Below are 15,107 nucleotides of genomic sequence, written 5' to 3'. Positions count from 1 at the left end.
GTAGCTACGAACTCACGTACTGAAAGTTCAGTAGCACAGTCGGGCAATGTAGAGTTAGGAACACAACTGGCGAGTGCTCCTACTCAAAAGGCAACTGATGCTGTTGCAAATACACAACGCCCTAATACTTCAGAGAAGGAGACAGGAACAAATCAGACCCAATTGGCGAATGCACCCACTGACTCCAATAACGGCAATCAAGGCGCGGGAACTATTGAGGACTCTCAAAATGATTACAAAATGGGGAATCAAACCAAACTAGCATCACTCAACGACAGTGATCCAAGTTCGCCTTCTGTTACCGGAAGCGGTTCAATGGACCTAGCATTATTGGAGTCTTCACAGTTCAGTGGTATGGCTGATGGAGATAAAGATATTGTGATGGAAGCTATTGCTAGTGGCCAACTTACTGCTGATGAAGGCATTGAAGTGTTCAATGCAGTTCAAAGTGGAGAGATTAACTCTGATGAAGCTATTCAGATAGCTAACGGGACAAAGGAATTGCCGAGCGCTCGTAATGAAATGTTGGCTTCTACTGGTTCTAGTCAATCTAATAGTGACCTTACTGCGAGCTCAGATAGTGACATGGAATCGGCGCGTACAGGTGCAGACAATGAGTTCATAGCTAAAGAAAGCGACGCACAATTAGCGTCAACGAACATTGAGGCGCCAGTATCAGGAGCGGTCGAGCAGCCAAGCGCTGAACAGTTTGAAGCGCAAGTGGCGATGGATACTCCTAACCAGTTTGATACATCGGTAGCACCGAATGATGGTGGAGATATCAACTCAACCATGCGCGAGGGTGAACAACACTTAGCGTCAACGAACTTTGAGGAGCCAGTATCAGGACTGGTCGAGCAGCCAAGCGCTGAACAGTTTGAAGCGCAAGTGGCGATGGATACTCCTAACCAGTTTGATACATCGGTAGCACCAACTGATGGCGGAGAAATGAACTCTACCATGCGTGAGGGTGAACAACACTTAGCGTCAACGAGCTTTGAAGCGCCAGTATCCGGAGCCGAAGAGCAGCAAAGCACTGAGCTATCGGGTACGCAAGTAGCGATGGATACTCCTAACCAGTTTGACACATCGGTAGCACCGAACGATGGTGCAGAGCATGACTCTATGATGCGAGAAAGTGGTACTCAACTAGCATCAACAGGATTTGACGCTCAAAGCGATGGACATATGGACCCAAGTACGTCTGACGCAAACTTAGGAGACAATTCTAATAAGTTGGATATTGCGACAGCTTTAACTACTGGCGACAAGACAAATCTTGAAATGGATGCCGATGAAATTATCAATGGCGACAAGCTTGATACTGTAGTTGGCTTGGGAGGTTCAGTAGGAGAAATCGATGGTGACGTGAATTATGACCAAGAAACAAAATACACATAATGCCGATATTGATGACGTTTAATCGATATTTCTAATAACTAAACCCTATTGGTGTATACAAACTCCAATAGGGTTTTTTTTAGGTTTCCGAATGAAGATATATTCCACAATCGCATTGATGATCATGTCGTTCGTTTCTGAAGCATATGAGGTTTCAGGGAGAAGTTTATTAATCATGGATGCGCAAACTACGGTTGGCTTAGAAGCTTTAGGTGTGGAAGCCGCTAAAGTTGATGCGTTGGAACGAGTTGAGCAAACCATTTCCAAGGGAGACAAATATGGACTTGTGTATTCTTACCAGCCATCCATTCAGAAACTTATTGTCTTAGCTCAGGATAAAGTTGAATGCGATGTTGGCATTTGCTTAGAAACAACCATTAAATTGATAGTCGATAAACAAATTGCTAAGGCTATCAGTCAAAGCCTTCATAACAGTGCTAGTGGCATGTCGCAACTTGAGTCAAAGCCCAAAGATGTACTCAGTGCGCAGCTAAACCAATTTACATTGATAGAGTCACGCCACTCTCGGTTACCAATTGAGTTCCGCGCAGAAGACGGAATCTATTCTCAGTGGTTAAGGCTAAGAGCAAAGGAGCAAAAGGAGCTTGTTAAACGTATCAAGGTATCTACGATATTTAAGGATACGGAGTTCGTTCCACAAAAAGTTAAGCTGAATAAGGTGCCTGTGTTTGATTCCATAGGTGAGCCATCAACGTCTCAGTACATTGCCTATTCGTTTGCCCTACCTGGTTCCGAGCAGATGAATGATTTGGTAAAAGCCATTCCATCTTTAATCTCTGATACTCGGTATGTGACTATGAAGATGAGTGCCCCAGAGCTGTCCATAGAGCAGGTCGAATTTAGGGCTAAGTATCATTGTATGTTATTCGCATCGGCAGATGATTACTTATCACATCAATCGCTGACAACAGCTCAATTGTTTCACCGAGAGCCAGAAGTAGCAATCAACGTGTCAGGAAAGATAGTCCATATAGGTCGTGGGTACTATTACGAAAAAGGTTCCGAATCTGATTCAGTATTCAAGCGTTCAGGGATACCAACCTATTGTGAATTGCTTAATGGAGAATTGGTGTTTCCGAAAGATACAAAGCAGGCAGCATTTTTGGGGTCCCATGTGACGGTGTTTAGTACTGTTCGTATCCGGGAGGTAGCCACGGATTTCCATGCGGATGAAACGAATATTGATGATTGGCTTCTCGTTGATTCCAACTTTGATAAAGCATGGATAGAGTCACGTTATACAGATGAGATTAATACGATCCGACAAGGATGCATTGATGCGGTGTGTTCTTCACAGGTTATAACCCCTAAACAATTCATGTTGATGCTTAATGGCGAACCCCATGTTGCCTTCTCTAAAGTCGCAGCCGGAATGAGATACCCATTTAGAATTGAGCGCTATCAACCAACGTATCCTCTTGTTGTTCCATACGTGGGCTTACAGACCGCAGGGTATGGTACTGCTTTGAGTTCGTTAACAGTGGAGGAGTGATGTATGGGACGTCTGTTTATTTTCTTGTTTCTAATGTCTAGCCTAGTGACTGCAAAGCCATTCGACGCAACTGTAGAGCGCGTAGTTCCGAGCGAGCAAGTAACGCAGGCTCTCTTTCAGCAATTGAAAGATGAAGCCGCTTTTTTAGCTGTCTCTAAAGCGGATTTACGTGGTTATGTAAAGACGAGTGAAAGTTATAACGGCGCTTATCTAGAGACATTGAAGGTTCTACTACCTCTAGTAGCTGATGTGGATGTTGTTAGCCAATCAGTGAATAACTGCACTGGCGCTGATTTTAAATGTGTATCACTGACAGTCAATGTGGATATAGACAGAGGAGAGTTCCAGTCTCAGCTTGAAATGATAAAGAATGATGAAGTTTTAAGAAGAAGTCTGGAGCAATATCATAGGGAGACTGGTCATCCTCTTCGAAAGCGGATTACGATGTTGTCTTCTCAGATCGAGAGTTTGAGTAAACGCGGTGAACAGTCTGATTTGGTTAATTCGCTAAAGGTGCAGCTTCATGAGAGCCAGTTGGTGGAACGTGATATTAAGTCAATGCGTATTGTGACTGAAATTGCACGGCATTATTCGGATTTCATTATCTTTACTCAAGTTGAAGGTATCGAGCGCATTTCTAGTAACAGAGTGAAGGTTACATTACGTTCACGAGGTAGCTCATATGGCAATCATGACTTTGATTCTCGTTTAGCGGCAATTATAGATAGTAACGGTTATGCAATGGACATGTACCATCGAGTGGTGCATCAAGGAAATGTTTCTTCTCGCATCAGTCTAGGAAATCACTTTGATGATGGCCACCAGCTAAAAGTGCGACAGCTTTGTATTGAACCGAACTCCTTTGAATCTCATTCACCGGTTCTACAGGCTTTATATGAAAGTGACACGAAACTTACGCTTCCGCTTTATTCACAAAGTAGATTTGTACGAGTTGGTAGCTTCAAGGGTGAACCTGTACCAAAAGAAACAAAAGTGGATAGTTACTCTTACTGTATTTGGGATAAATTCGAATACCAATATTCAGTTGAATTGGCGGATAAAGAAATAGAACACTTTGCGATGTCGGGTAGTAGGTCGGCGGCCAGTCGTCTCACTATTGGCATAGAACCGGAACAATACGCTCAGATGTCGCCTAAGCAATGGCAAGCGTATATGGATAGCAAAGGCTTACTTGATGTTACCCACCAGAAAAAGCCTCGTAGGGTGTCACAGGGCGCAATGTTGCCAGCATTTGGCAACGATTCAACGCGATACCGTGAGAATGTGATCATTGGTTGTAATGCGGATACCGGCGTCTGTCCAGACCGAGCAATACAACACTTCTAAATACATTCCCCCCACTTTTGGTACGCAACATATTCATTCCTAGCTTTTTTGTTGTATAACTAAAATATGCAACAAAAGGAGATTACATTATGTCACGTAGAACTGAGCAACAAAGTCACGATGATTTTTGCAATAGAATGCAGAACAACCGACGCAAAAATTCTGGAGTAAGGAGACGTGGCGTATCTCATCGTCATTCATCCCCTGAAAGAGAAGAAGACAAACTGTTTGGAGGTCTTCCATATGTTCATTGGCTTTCAAATGAACTGGAGCGCGATAAAGCATTTGAAGGTGATGACTAATATCTTGCTGCATGTCCAGAACACGATCAGCCCAAAGGTATCGTTCACACCCATTTGACAAGTGGTGTTAGACCTGAACATGCAGAGACATTGAAATCGAATGTCAAAGTTAACTTTTGAAAGGTAAGGAATCGATTCTTTACCGTCCACTACGACATATCATCCCTTCTCTACAGCTATACTAATCTTACACACCTTCTAAACACTCAAATCTCTTTCATTAATTAACCAATTTAACGCGGTATTGCTCCATTCTTCCTTTATACCTTCGGTGTAAATGAATGAAACGGAGATGCGTATGGATTCCGATCTAGTCAATGGATATTTGAAAGAGCATCTATTTCCAAAGATGACCAAAGAAACAATCGATCAAGCGTTTGGTCACCTGGTCCCAAGATTAGGTGCTGGTGAAATGGTCGAGTTGTTATGCCCTTCCTGTGGAAACAAGGGGACCCACTTTTTAGGCACTGGTAGTTTCAACTGTGAGTCTTGTGGACCTACTTCGATTATCGACGCCTATTCAAACGACCACTCAGTAACACCACATCGCGCCATTATAGAATTATGTCGCCTAGCCGGTTTGAATATACCTGCTGACATTTACCGTGAACTCACACCTGAAGATATCAAATTCACGGATATCGTTATGGACATCGCGAGAATGAGAGTCTTGCCAAAAGAAGTGGAAGAGTGGGGGCTTTCAGTGGATGAACGCAATGTGCCTGACCATCTATCCTGTATTCCAGACGCTGAACAATTTATCGAATATGTGAACGCTGTTAACGGTTGGGTTCCCAATGCCGTTATTGATGCCATCACTGAGTTTCAAGGCGAACCCATCTTATTGTTCGTTAACAAAGGTCGCTTAGTGTTCATTAAACTCAATGGATACAGCTCCGCGAGATCACCATTCATCCGGTCTTACACAAAAGGCACTAACAAAACCAAGCGAGTGTTTGTCTCAGATGATCCACTGTTTATAGATATGTGTTGGTCTAAGGGCCTATCTGCATATTTTATCAATCCAAATTTTATGACCCCGAGAGCGATTGAATTTCTGAGTGATGAATTCAAATCGAAATCGGTGGTTGCCGTGTGGACCAAAACCAAATGCCAAGATTACGTATTTAGCCGAGATCAAAAAGTACATCGTTACGATTGGTTTAGTCGTAAGGTTCCAGGTTCTTATCAACGTATTGCGGAGTTAATTCAATGACTATTTTTAATGCAAAATATCAAGCGACGGTGCCTGTTTTAAATTTCGTAAGAGGCTGGGTCATTGTCCTTATTGGGTTTATGTTTTACACCTCACTGGTCAGCTCATCCCATAGTTACCACCCACCGGTGCAAGAAGTGATATTTCTTTGCCTACTTGCCGTCTGCCTGTCTTGGACTGAATTTGTAGAAATCAAAGAGGACACGGTTGAAACTTACTATCGCCATTCGCTACTCACCTTCATAAAAACACCAAGGTTCGTATATGAGATCCAAAGCGATTGGTCTTTAGAAGCTAGGCCCAGTTCATTTGGGTATACAATATGGACAGCCAAGAACGATAACGCTTTAATTCAGATATTTCATACTGGCCATGTGTCTAATTGCTATAGCAAGAACTAAACTGTTCGTAAATTGTTGTATATAGCAAGTATGTTTGACCATTAGAGATTAAATGTATGAATTCGAAATTTGCTTTTTTTTTGGTAGTCTCAATGTCTTTCACTGTCTCTGTGTCAGTTGTCGCGTCTGAATCAGTGCAAGAAGGCGAGGGCAGTTTGAACCAACAATCCCTGAGCCAATTGGTAGAACAGCACGGGGACAAGACTATCGGTGGTTATGAACGGATGAATGAAGATGGCAACATTGAACAGTCTATTTATTCGGTGTCTGTACTCTTGGTCGATGGGGCGGTGAAGGCTGATCTTCATGATAGTGAGCCGGTTAACTAAACGTTTGTAAAAGCACCCACCAGCTCGGTCATAGTTACTTTTTGCATTTCTTGCCTTAGTGGTGGGTTGCAGTTTAGTCAGTGTACCAAAGTCGTAGGCAAGTAAATCTACTGTCGCCAGTGTTAATTTTAGTCTCATAAATAGATTCAATATTGACAATTGAAACTGCGTGTTCAACTAACCAGTTATTTAATCGCTCATGTGCGACATCAATAAGAAGTTCGTTAGCTGTCGTTCTCGTGTTCATACCACATCCTAGAACATTAAATTCGATACGCTTTATCATCATTTTCCCTCTACGTTAGCTGTACCAAGACGCGTTGGTAATCAAGGTAGTCATTTGTTCTACTTCATTAGCGGATAGCGTTAATCTTGCGTCACCATAAGCCAATACAACACGACCACTGACATTGACCAATCCACCTTTGGAACTTCCATTAGGCATCGTGTGTCAATGGTTGAAATTAATATAATGTTGCTCGAAGTCATTGGAAGACAAGGGCTTTGAAAATAAAAAGCCCTGAAAACTCTCTATACCTGACGAGGAGTACAAGTGACGTGCTTCCTCCGTTTCTATCCCTTCTAGAGTGGTGTTCAACCCCAACTTTTTAGATAAGCCGACAAAACTTTCCAACACTTTGATGCTTACTTCTTGTGAACGGACATCATGGGACTTAAAGGTGATGAGGCTTCTATCGAATTTGATGGTGTCAAATTTTATGGTCGTCAACATAGTCATGCTATTGTGACCTGCTGTGAAATCGTCAAGCGCCAAAGCTGCTCCTGATTGTTTCAGAATCTCAATGTGTCTGAGCATCAATTGGTTAGTGTCTACCTTGCTTTGTTCAGTAATCTCTATTTCAACCGCAACTTTATGACTCACTACACTGTTTAAAGCATTTGCTATCTTCTCTATTGAATCTGGACACTGTAGGGTGTCGGCGGCAACATTAAACGAAAGCGTAAAGTTGTCTTCAATAGTATGCTCCTGCACCCACACTTCCAATTGGTGTATGGCTTGGACTGCAATTTCGGTGTCTATGCTTGAAATTAAACCCTCTTCTATCGAGAAAGGGATGAACTCTGCAGGTGGTATCACGCCATGTTGAGATTCCCACCTGGCCAAAGCTTCACAGCCAATAATTTTACTGCTTTTTTCAGATACCCTACTTTGGAAATAGGGTTTGATCTCGCCGTTTAACAGTGCTTCTCGTATCCTAACGGCACGTTGACTGCGTTCTCGGATCGCGATGACTTTTTCCATTTGTGTCAACACAAGTCGATTGCCAAAAATGATACCAATGATAAATCCGCTGCACGCCAAAATCACACTGACTTCGTAAAAGATTGATAGCTCAACTTTACCCTTACCAATCAATATTCCTGCAAGGCAAGCTGCGGCCACTAATGGTACACACAGAGATATCGCGAGCACGTTTCTCTCTTTCTGATATTCATTTTGTATCGCGTCCGTCATAGTCACATCTCTTTTCTAAATCCATTACAGTCCGTTCAATTGAACAGTAATTTTAATGACAAGTGTGCAAATAGAGGGCTCAATTTCATGCATTGATTGAGTGTGTTATACGTGATTGACTAATCCACCTTTGGAACTTCCATTAGGCATCGTGTGTCAATGTTATAAGGATATCTTGCCGATGACGGAAAAAACTAAAGTGTCACTTTAATTGTTATCAACGAATGCTGCGAAAGGGAATCTGAGTACGATACGTCGCATAGGCTGTTGCTAGTAAAATTGGGAGCCCACCTATCACCACAAAAGATAGATTCTTAGTAAGTTCGTAAGTTAGGTATAGAAGTGCTAGTGCTAATGCAAGTCCTGTCAGTACATTAATAATGTTTTTTATCATTCCAATTTCCCTCTTAAATTTGTTTTGTTGATAATTTGCAAAAACATCGGGGCAATTGGATTACTTACTTTATCCACGAAGGTGAATAATATTGTAAGCATAGCTAACCCCTCAATTACCCTTGTCGGGTATTAATCAATTAATACTCTGATGTGAATGAGAAGTGTGTAAATAAGGCGCTTAAATTCATACATAGATTGTACAAATATCGGTTTTAAGCCTCTGAGCTCAATAGGGTAGTGAGATATCCACAAAATTTGTTAGTGGCTGGTGGATAAATACACAAAGTTGATTTGAGTGAATGGTTTAAAGTCTGCAGGGTTCAAGCATCGGATGTATAGAGTCTTATGAACGACTTAATAGAGTAGAGCAACTTACTGTAGAAATGAAAAAGTCGCTGTTAAGCGACTTTCACTCTGCCATATTTTCATATGGATTCGTCAATACGTTGTCATGGCGCATTATATTGCCACAAACCCATCTTAGGTTGGGCGAGCTATTGTGTTGTCAATTAAACAGACTATTTTCGATGCTTAGGCGATCCTTGACCATAAACATCTGATCCTAACTGCTTATACAAAGCCGGATTGACGGTTAGTTTCAGATCATTGGCAGATAAATCAACGGACTCAGCCCATTTTAGAATTTGTATTCTGTCAAATTTCAATCTCGTGAGTAGCATGCTATTTGGCGTCTCAATGGCAATGCAACCTCCACTGATGTTCGCCACACGCAGCTGATTGCCGTAGTGTGGAAACTCTTCATGAAACAGTTTATTGATTTCCGCAAGATCCTTGAGTTTATCTTTGACCGCAGAAAATTTCGTGTCCTGGAACACATCACACAAGCTTGTTGTCGCTCTCATAATTATCTCCAGTTAGATGAGTACACATAAGGTTGTACACCATTTAATGGAAAACTGAGTGTGTAATAACTTGGGCTTACTTATTGTCTAACTCAGTGTTTTTGGCCTCAAGTTCTTTGATGATCGCCTGTTTAGTCGATAGTTCCTTTTCCTGTGTTTCGTTTTGCTCAGTAAGACGCTTAATATCTTGTTCTAGGCGAGTGTTGAAGGCACCTTGTCTTTCAATGGTGCTTAGGTTCTGACTGTTAGACATTCGTAGCTCAGTCAACTGGTCTGAGAGTGAGGTAAGTCGTTCGGATGCATTACCAAACCTAATCATGGCTTGTTCCAACTCACTGCTTAGGCGAGCATTCTCAGATTTCGATGTGATATATTCGGTTTCAAGTTCCGATAGGTCGGTACTGAATTTGTTTCGACTCTCGCGTAATTCCTGAAGGAGTTGAGCGTCACCTTGAGCCTGTGTTTCAAATCTGATGATCTCACCCGACTTTTGCGTCACAGTGTCACTTAGTTCGGAAATTTGCTTGCGGCAATCTGTAAGCTGATTTTCTAGCTTCTCAATCACAGTGACTTGGTTTTCTAGCTTCACCTCGGCTTTGGCTAGTAAACTTTGATGCTTGTCCAATTCGACCTTTAGATTATTCGCATTGTCCTGTAACACACTAATCTCATCACTTAGGCGCGTTTCAATACCTTCACAGTTCTTCTGGCTTTGCTCAAGCTCGGTTTTTAGTTTAGTTATTTCTTTGTCTTTCAATGAAATGGTAGTGTTCGCTTCTTGCAACTGAACACCAGCCAACTCAAGGTCACCCTCAGTTTTCAAAAGGAGTTCGTTGGCCAGATCTGCTTCATCTTTATACATGAGTACTTCGGCATTGTGCTCTGCGTCTTTGGCCGCACTTAACCGAGTAATTTCAGTAGAGAACAATTCAACGAACTCATCACTAAAACCACGCTCGCGGAATAAGTCCATTCGTTTGTTCTTAGCTTGAGTATTCCATTCACGGACATCCACATTGATTGTGCTGGTAGATTTTACATCTGGCATCATCGATAGCACATTTCGCACACTGGTTTTTTCGCCTTTAACGAAGAGCGAATCACAAATTTCGAAAACACGTTGGCGTCGTTGTAACTGTTCTGCGGTAAGGTCTTTCTGTGTGCTGATGTCGCTCATTGGATGGTACTCAAGTTCAGATTTGGATTTCATACATTTTAATCGAACATACACCGAACGTCCACAACGAACGAACACCTGTTCGATGTTCGATTATGCTATGTGAGACATCGCACCTGATAGGAATCTTATTTTATCTGGTTGCGCACCAACTATGACATTACAACTGCCCTACTCTATCTAATTAAGTGACACTGTAATGCTTTTAACTAATAACTATGCAGCGGTGATTGTTCATGAGATTGAAAGCTCAAATATCTCAATTTTCTAGATCTCAGATAATTACAATTATATGTGATCTAGAAAAAATACAGAGAATTGGTTAGACTGTATTGAACTACTAAAGCATAAGTTGGAAATGATATGGTTGGCACTGAAATCTCACTTCATACGGACTTTTCCCGCTTAAGGCCAGAACATGTTCACCAAGCGATCATGCTTGCACAAAAGCACGGTACATCGAGCGAACAGTACCAAAAAATTCAAGATGCTATTAACCACCTTTTGAGAGAGTTCAATAAACGTGAAGAGCGTTATGCTAAGAACTCACTTTCTCAGCTCTACAGCAACTGGTCACGCTTTGAGAAATGGTGTCACGAGCATGAACATCACCCATTGCCTGCAGCCGCAGAAACAATCGAATTATTCTTTGAAGATAAGGTCGACGACTTACACCGTAACTCTAACCGATCTTATGCGTGGGCCATTTCAAAGATTCATCGCATCTCGGGTTGTCCGGATCCCTTTCTTGATGAAATCGTGCGTGACAAGATGGCCGGTATCTTTCGCAGAAAAGTGGAGGCGGGTGAACGAATTGTACAGGCTTCAGCATTTCGAGAGAAACACTTAGATAGAATAACCGAATTGTGGCGTCATTCCCCTAGCCTACGGTATCGTCGTGATTTGGCTTTGCTGACAGTTGCTTATGAAACCCTACTTCGGGCATCTGAAATCGCAAATATCCGTTTTGGCCACTTAGAGTACCCAGGTGACGGAACGGCATTGCTGACTATCCCTATCACTAAATCTAATCATAGTGGCGAACCAGATACAGTGGTGTTTAGTCCGGAAGCTGTTGATATTATTCATGAATATGTAGAATTGGCAGGGCTTGATGACACTGATGAACAAGCCTTCTTGTTCGTCGGTGTGAGCCGACACAACACGCCATATAGACCAAAGCTAATCGACCCAGATCACCCTGAAAGCGGCAAAAAACATAAAAAAATGACGTCATGGACTATCGAGCAGATTTTCAATAAAGCATGGGAAGCCCTAAATTTGGGTAAGGTTGGTATCGCCACTTTTACAGGCCACAGTGCAAGAGTTGGCGCGTGTCAGGATTTATTGACCGATGGATACACCATCTTGCAAGTGCAGCAAGCTGGACGTTGGTCAACACCGGCTATGGTGATGAGATACGGTCGTGGAATATTGGCAAAAGATGGTGCAATGGCACAGAAACGGGCGTCTAGAGGACGAAAATAATCAGTCTGTTGAAACCCCGGTGCTGACAGCTGCGGGGTTTCATTCCCAGCCAAGTGATGCTGGATTTCTCCTTCTTGATTTTAGCTTTGGGTATTTGAAACTAGTCAAAAGGCTCCCCACATCAATTTAGTTATCGTTCGGGTATTCCTTAACAGAAATTGGCTCACACTCATTCCATACTGCTTGGTCAGGTTTTGTATAGATTTCCGTGGTTTTTGAATTGCTATGGGCCATCCTCTTCGTAGCACTTAAGCCTTTTTCTTCAATCATTCGCGCCGCTAAGGAGCGAATTTCATGGTACGTCGGTCTTTGGTTACTTGGTAAGTGCGATTTCACTCCAACTTTGTCACGTACCCTGCTGAACTGCTTGCTTAGGTAATGGCTTTGGACTTGGTAGATATGGTCACAATCTTTAGCAACGCCTCTTTGTCTTTGTATTGGTTTCATGTGGACGATATAAGGGCAGCGTATACGGTCTGTATAACTCAGCTGCACAATGTCATAGATAGACTGTGTGACAGGGATCTTTACTCTAGATGCGTCTGAATTTAAGACTTTTTGCCTATGTATATACAAGTAGCCATAAATTGTTACGCCATCAACCATTACAGGTTGCTTGTCCTCATTCCAGACAATTCCGCAACGGTTATCTTTTGGTGAACGTAGGGTGTATTTGATACGACATATTTCGTTGATCGCATGCGTCGTCTCCAACGTCAATGACATTGCTACTTTAAGAAAGAGTGGTGCGCTCTGATAAATCAATTCAAACTCTTCTAGTGATAGTCTTTGACGCTTTTTAACCTGTTCTTTTTTAGTGACCCGAAGACGTTTTTTATTGCGCATGAAGTTATCAGGTATATACGATTGATCTGCTAAATAACTGAACGCTTTGTTGATGAAACTGAGGTTGTTGTTGTAGCACTGGGCTGAAAATTTAGCGTAATGAGTATTTAAGAACACGTTCATCGATTGCAAGTCCAATTCATGGGTAAGTGTCGTTCCTAAATCAGCGCAGAGCTTCTTCATTAGTAATTGGTACTTCTCCATCGTACCTTTTGAAAGCTCTTCTCGTTTGATTAACGGAAAGATTTTCTTTAGCGCTTTTTCTAAAGGAATGTTGAATTCATTTGCAGTCGAGTGTTGGGTCTTAACGTAGTCATTATCGTTGTTCTTAGACGAAGCGAGGTGGGCTTTCTCAATGCGCTTTTCCAATGAGCGATATTTAACATTGTAGTTCACCGCTTCATTGATCGCGTGGAGCTTTTTCGTGCCTTTAGGGAAAGAGTAGAATTGCCCAGACGCAAGCTTTAGGCGGTAACGTACCTTGCCATCTTTGTGTTGATATCGATAAAGATAAGGCGGTAAATCATTGTATTTAACAGTTCGGTTCGTACCCATATTTAAATTACGAAGGTCAGCTCACTTCTCTAGCGCACGGTAGTGATCTTATTACCATCGTTCCTTTGAGTTATGTTCAATTGTGATATGCTGGATTACGTTATGCATCACCAAATAGGTCGGGCAATATTGTAGCTTTTTTGGCTGTTTCTATTTGCTCAGGCTCATCAACTACCACGACTTTCGCAGCACCAATGCCCATTAGCAAACGTTCCAATTCCTTTACCTCTAACTTCGTCAGTTCAAGCATTGAGTGAACGATTAACAAAGGCTTCAATGTAAGCTCAGGTTGCTTTGCTTCACGTAACATCGAACCCACCAGCTCCGCGAAACTGGCAGGATTATCTAAGAGTAGTTGCTTTACTGGTATCGTTGAAAATATGCTTAACTCTTTTCCTTGCCATATTAACTCGCATTGTTGTGTTGTTAGATGAATCACAGCTGGATTGGCTAGTACCTTTTTGTTGACTAGGAGCTCGATACGACAAGCAATACTGATAAACGGAATGATCAGAACCGTAGCTACTAAGCTTTTTAGGTTGTTATACAGCTCTGGTTGGTCAGTCATCAAATGCAGGTAATGTATCTCCAGAAATAAGAAAATACATACTATAGACATCGCATCATTTATCGTTCTTTTTTTAATCATGATTCTAACTGCCTCCTAACTGATTTCTACAAAAAACCTCTATTTAGGATTGTATTGCGATTATCACCTCTGATTATCTATGCTCGATATCGGCTTCAGAGTGGACTTTGTATGGCTTATGGCAATCGTCGCATTCATATTTACCACCCGCTGGATTGCCACAAAAACCATCTTGTTCCTCTCCGCAGTGAGGGCAATATAGAGCCACATTCATCGTGTGTAATTCTGTTACTGTCTTCATAGTATCTTCCTAAGATTAACTGTGAGTTTGTTATACATCCTAAGTCTGAGAATTTAACTTCGTATCGAGTTTTAATATTTCTACGACGCTATAAAAGAATGAAGAACTCAAAGGTGCTCTGCTCGGATCTTTCTTTTTTGTTTGTAGGCAATGGTAGCCACTACCAAAACGAAGCAACAGGTAATCAGCGTTTCAACGAAACCGAAGAGTTGGCCATTGAAGCTAGTTACTAACATGACATGCGAGCCGATACTTAGGATGCTTAACCTGAGTAACGCTTTATCAACAGGCCCCATATAGTCAGTGAGATCGAGTTTGAGCATTATTAGCCACTCTCCTTAACTGTTCTCGGATATAGCCTTCTTGCCACTCGATGTGGGATTCAGGGTCAAACTTCTCCCCTTTTCTGCTTGCCATGACTCCCGCTTTGAATTCGGTCGTATAATTCGAGTTAACGGTAAGTGTTGGTTCGCACATCTCACATGCTACTGCCGACAACAAATGAGTAAACATGCCTGAATCGTTTCGTTTCTCTGTGATTTCTAGGATTCTCACTAGAGCATGCAATTCATTACAATTAAATTTGGCCATTGTTAGCCGTATCACAGGTGACCATTTTTCATATTTTTCAATGAACCCCTGCTCTCCGGACAGAAATATTTGCTGCTCACGACATTGGTAAAGTCGTTGTGCTGTAGAAACGATGTTTATTGAAGTCATATCTGTTCCTTTCAACGCGAAGGCTTGAACTGTAATTCTGTTTCTTCTGACTGGTGCTTAGGTACTACAAGCTTACATTTGAAGTATTTCCCCCGTGGCAGTTGATTGCCAACGGGAACGCGTTTAATCCAGTCATCGAATGCAGGTTTTGAAGTTGAGGGAAGTCGTTGGCTTTTAAACGGGTCT

At 42.0% G+C, this 15,107-nt stretch carries 17 protein-coding genes; 8 read left to right on the top strand and 9 right to left on the bottom strand.

All coding sequences use genetic code 11. The features are described from left to right. From BCT81_RS05920 to BCT81_RS05890, 6 genes are all read left to right on the top strand, one after another. On the top strand, positions 1-1,401 hold a 1,401-nt coding region (locus BCT81_RS05920), incomplete at its 5' end, for a hypothetical protein (RefSeq protein WP_198596850.1). A 91-nt stretch (positions 1,402-1,492) separates the two neighbouring features. After that, positions 1,493-2,914 (top strand): hypothetical protein, encoded by a 1,422-nt coding sequence (locus BCT81_RS05915; protein ID WP_102423510.1) that lies wholly within the window; start codon positions 1,493-1,495, stop codon positions 2,912-2,914. 3 nt (positions 2,915-2,917) lie between these two features. Continuing rightward, positions 2,918-4,261: a hypothetical protein gene (locus BCT81_RS05910; protein ID WP_102423509.1), complete on the top strand. Its 1,344-nt coding sequence runs from the start codon at positions 2,918-2,920 to the stop codon at positions 4,259-4,261. An 89-nt stretch (positions 4,262-4,350) separates the two neighbouring features. Then, positions 4,351-4,563, top strand: coding sequence for a hypothetical protein (locus BCT81_RS05905; RefSeq protein ID WP_102423508.1), 213 nt, complete (start codon positions 4,351-4,353; stop codon positions 4,561-4,563). 298 nt (positions 4,564-4,861) lie between these two features. After that, positions 4,862-5,779 (top strand): hypothetical protein, encoded by a 918-nt coding sequence (locus BCT81_RS05900; protein ID WP_133152576.1) that lies wholly within the window; start codon positions 4,862-4,864, stop codon positions 5,777-5,779. 493 nt (positions 5,780-6,272) lie between these two features. Beyond that, positions 6,273-6,509: a hypothetical protein gene (locus BCT81_RS05890; RefSeq protein WP_102423505.1), complete on the top strand. Its 237-nt coding sequence runs from the start codon at positions 6,273-6,275 to the stop codon at positions 6,507-6,509. Between the two features lie 301 nt (positions 6,510-6,810). On the opposite strand, the gene BCT81_RS29155 is transcribed toward BCT81_RS05890, so the two are convergent. The 5 genes from BCT81_RS29155 to BCT81_RS05870 all read right to left on the bottom strand — a co-directional run bounded on the left by BCT81_RS29155 (position 6,811) and on the right by BCT81_RS05870 (position 10,455). Next, on the bottom strand, positions 6,811-6,954 hold the full coding sequence (locus BCT81_RS29155; protein ID WP_157938858.1) for a hypothetical protein: 144 nt from the start codon (positions 6,952-6,954) through the stop codon (positions 6,811-6,813). A 6-nt stretch (positions 6,955-6,960) separates the two neighbouring features. Next, the gene (locus BCT81_RS05880; RefSeq protein WP_102423504.1) at positions 6,961-7,986 is read right to left on the bottom strand and encodes an EAL domain-containing protein; all 1,026 of its coding nucleotides are present in this window, start codon (positions 7,984-7,986) and stop codon (positions 6,961-6,963) included. 217 nt (positions 7,987-8,203) lie between these two features. After that, positions 8,204-8,380, bottom strand: a complete 177-nt coding sequence (locus BCT81_RS29150) for a hypothetical protein (RefSeq protein ID WP_157938857.1) — start codon at positions 8,378-8,380, stop codon at positions 8,204-8,206. A gap of 520 nt (positions 8,381-8,900) precedes the next feature. Beyond that, positions 8,901-9,245: a hypothetical protein gene (locus tag BCT81_RS05875; protein WP_102423503.1), complete on the bottom strand. Its 345-nt coding sequence runs from the start codon at positions 9,243-9,245 to the stop codon at positions 8,901-8,903. A 76-nt stretch (positions 9,246-9,321) separates the two neighbouring features. Then, positions 9,322-10,455, bottom strand: coding sequence for a hypothetical protein (locus tag BCT81_RS05870; protein WP_133152575.1), 1,134 nt, complete (start codon positions 10,453-10,455; stop codon positions 9,322-9,324). Between the two features lie 330 nt (positions 10,456-10,785). Here BCT81_RS05870 and BCT81_RS05865 point away from each other — a divergent pair, with 330 nt between their 5' ends. After that, positions 10,786-11,910 (top strand): tyrosine-type recombinase/integrase, encoded by a 1,125-nt coding sequence (locus tag BCT81_RS05865; RefSeq protein ID WP_102423501.1) that lies wholly within the window; start codon positions 10,786-10,788, stop codon positions 11,908-11,910. A 126-nt stretch (positions 11,911-12,036) separates the two neighbouring features. Here the strand turns inward: BCT81_RS05865 and BCT81_RS05860 are convergent, their stop codons facing one another. The 3 genes from BCT81_RS05860 to BCT81_RS29145 all read right to left on the bottom strand — a co-directional run bounded on the left by BCT81_RS05860 (position 12,037) and on the right by BCT81_RS29145 (position 14,201). Beyond that, complete coding sequence (locus BCT81_RS05860) at positions 12,037-13,311, bottom strand: integrase (RefSeq protein ID WP_241908171.1); 1,275 nt, start codon at positions 13,309-13,311, stop codon at positions 12,037-12,039. Positions 13,312-13,411: 100 nt separating this feature from the next. Continuing rightward, the gene (locus tag BCT81_RS05855; protein ID WP_133152574.1) at positions 13,412-13,960 is read right to left on the bottom strand and encodes a hypothetical protein; all 549 of its coding nucleotides are present in this window, start codon (positions 13,958-13,960) and stop codon (positions 13,412-13,414) included. A 73-nt stretch (positions 13,961-14,033) separates the two neighbouring features. After that, positions 14,034-14,201: a hypothetical protein gene (locus BCT81_RS29145; RefSeq protein ID WP_157938856.1), complete on the bottom strand. Its 168-nt coding sequence runs from the start codon at positions 14,199-14,201 to the stop codon at positions 14,034-14,036. A 98-nt stretch (positions 14,202-14,299) separates the two neighbouring features. On the opposite strand from BCT81_RS29145, the gene BCT81_RS29920 reads away from it, so the two are divergent. After that, positions 14,300-14,434: a hypothetical protein gene (locus BCT81_RS29920; protein WP_277869799.1), complete on the top strand. Its 135-nt coding sequence runs from the start codon at positions 14,300-14,302 to the stop codon at positions 14,432-14,434. A 67-nt stretch (positions 14,435-14,501) separates the two neighbouring features. Here BCT81_RS29920 and BCT81_RS05845 read toward each other — a convergent pair whose 3' ends face one another. Next, positions 14,502-14,921: a hypothetical protein gene (locus BCT81_RS05845; RefSeq protein WP_102423498.1), complete on the bottom strand. Its 420-nt coding sequence runs from the start codon at positions 14,919-14,921 to the stop codon at positions 14,502-14,504. Between the last annotated feature and the right edge of the window lie 186 nt (positions 14,922-15,107).

Origin of the sequence: Vibrio sp. 10N.261.52.A1 (assembly GCF_002876325.1) — a bacterium.
In the GTDB taxonomy this organism is placed as follows: Bacteria; Pseudomonadota; Gammaproteobacteria; order Enterobacterales; family Vibrionaceae; genus Vibrio; species Vibrio chagasii.
This window is presented reverse-complemented; position numbering and strand designations above follow the sequence as displayed.

Coding starts and splice junctions, on each gene's coding strand:
- BCT81_RS05880 (WP_102423504.1), bottom strand. CDS start 7,986: ATGACGGACGCGATACAAAATGAATATCAGAAAGAGAGAAACGTGCTC.
- BCT81_RS05900 (WP_133152576.1), top strand. CDS start 4,862: ATGGATTCCGATCTAGTCAATGGATATTTGAAAGAGCATCTATTTCCA.
- BCT81_RS29150 (WP_157938857.1), bottom strand. CDS start 8,380: ATGATAAAAAACATTATTAATGTACTGACAGGACTTGCATTAGCACTA.
- BCT81_RS29155 (WP_157938858.1), bottom strand. CDS start 6,954: ATGCCTAATGGAAGTTCCAAAGGTGGATTGGTCAATGTCAGTGGTCGT.
- BCT81_RS05905 (WP_102423508.1), top strand. CDS start 4,351: ATGTCACGTAGAACTGAGCAACAAAGTCACGATGATTTTTGCAATAGA.
- BCT81_RS05870 (WP_133152575.1), bottom strand. CDS start 10,455: ATGAAATCCAAATCTGAACTTGAGTACCATCCAATGAGCGACATCAGC.
- BCT81_RS29145 (WP_157938856.1), bottom strand. CDS start 14,201: ATGAAGACAGTAACAGAATTACACACGATGAATGTGGCTCTATATTGC.
- BCT81_RS05875 (WP_102423503.1), bottom strand. CDS start 9,245: ATGAGAGCGACAACAAGCTTGTGTGATGTGTTCCAGGACACGAAATTT.
- BCT81_RS29920 (WP_277869799.1), top strand. CDS start 14,300: ATGAAGAACTCAAAGGTGCTCTGCTCGGATCTTTCTTTTTTGTTTGTA.
- BCT81_RS05865 (WP_102423501.1), top strand. CDS start 10,786: ATGGTTGGCACTGAAATCTCACTTCATACGGACTTTTCCCGCTTAAGG.
- BCT81_RS05915 (WP_102423510.1), top strand. CDS start 1,493: ATGAAGATATATTCCACAATCGCATTGATGATCATGTCGTTCGTTTCT.
- BCT81_RS05890 (WP_102423505.1), top strand. CDS start 6,273: ATGTCTTTCACTGTCTCTGTGTCAGTTGTCGCGTCTGAATCAGTGCAA.
- BCT81_RS05910 (WP_102423509.1), top strand. CDS start 2,918: ATGGGACGTCTGTTTATTTTCTTGTTTCTAATGTCTAGCCTAGTGACT.
- BCT81_RS05855 (WP_133152574.1), bottom strand. CDS start 13,960: ATGATTAAAAAAAGAACGATAAATGATGCGATGTCTATAGTATGTATT.
- BCT81_RS05860 (WP_241908171.1), bottom strand. CDS start 13,311: ATGGGTACGAACCGAACTGTTAAATACAATGATTTACCGCCTTATCTT.
- BCT81_RS05845 (WP_102423498.1), bottom strand. CDS start 14,921: ATGACTTCAATAAACATCGTTTCTACAGCACAACGACTTTACCAATGT.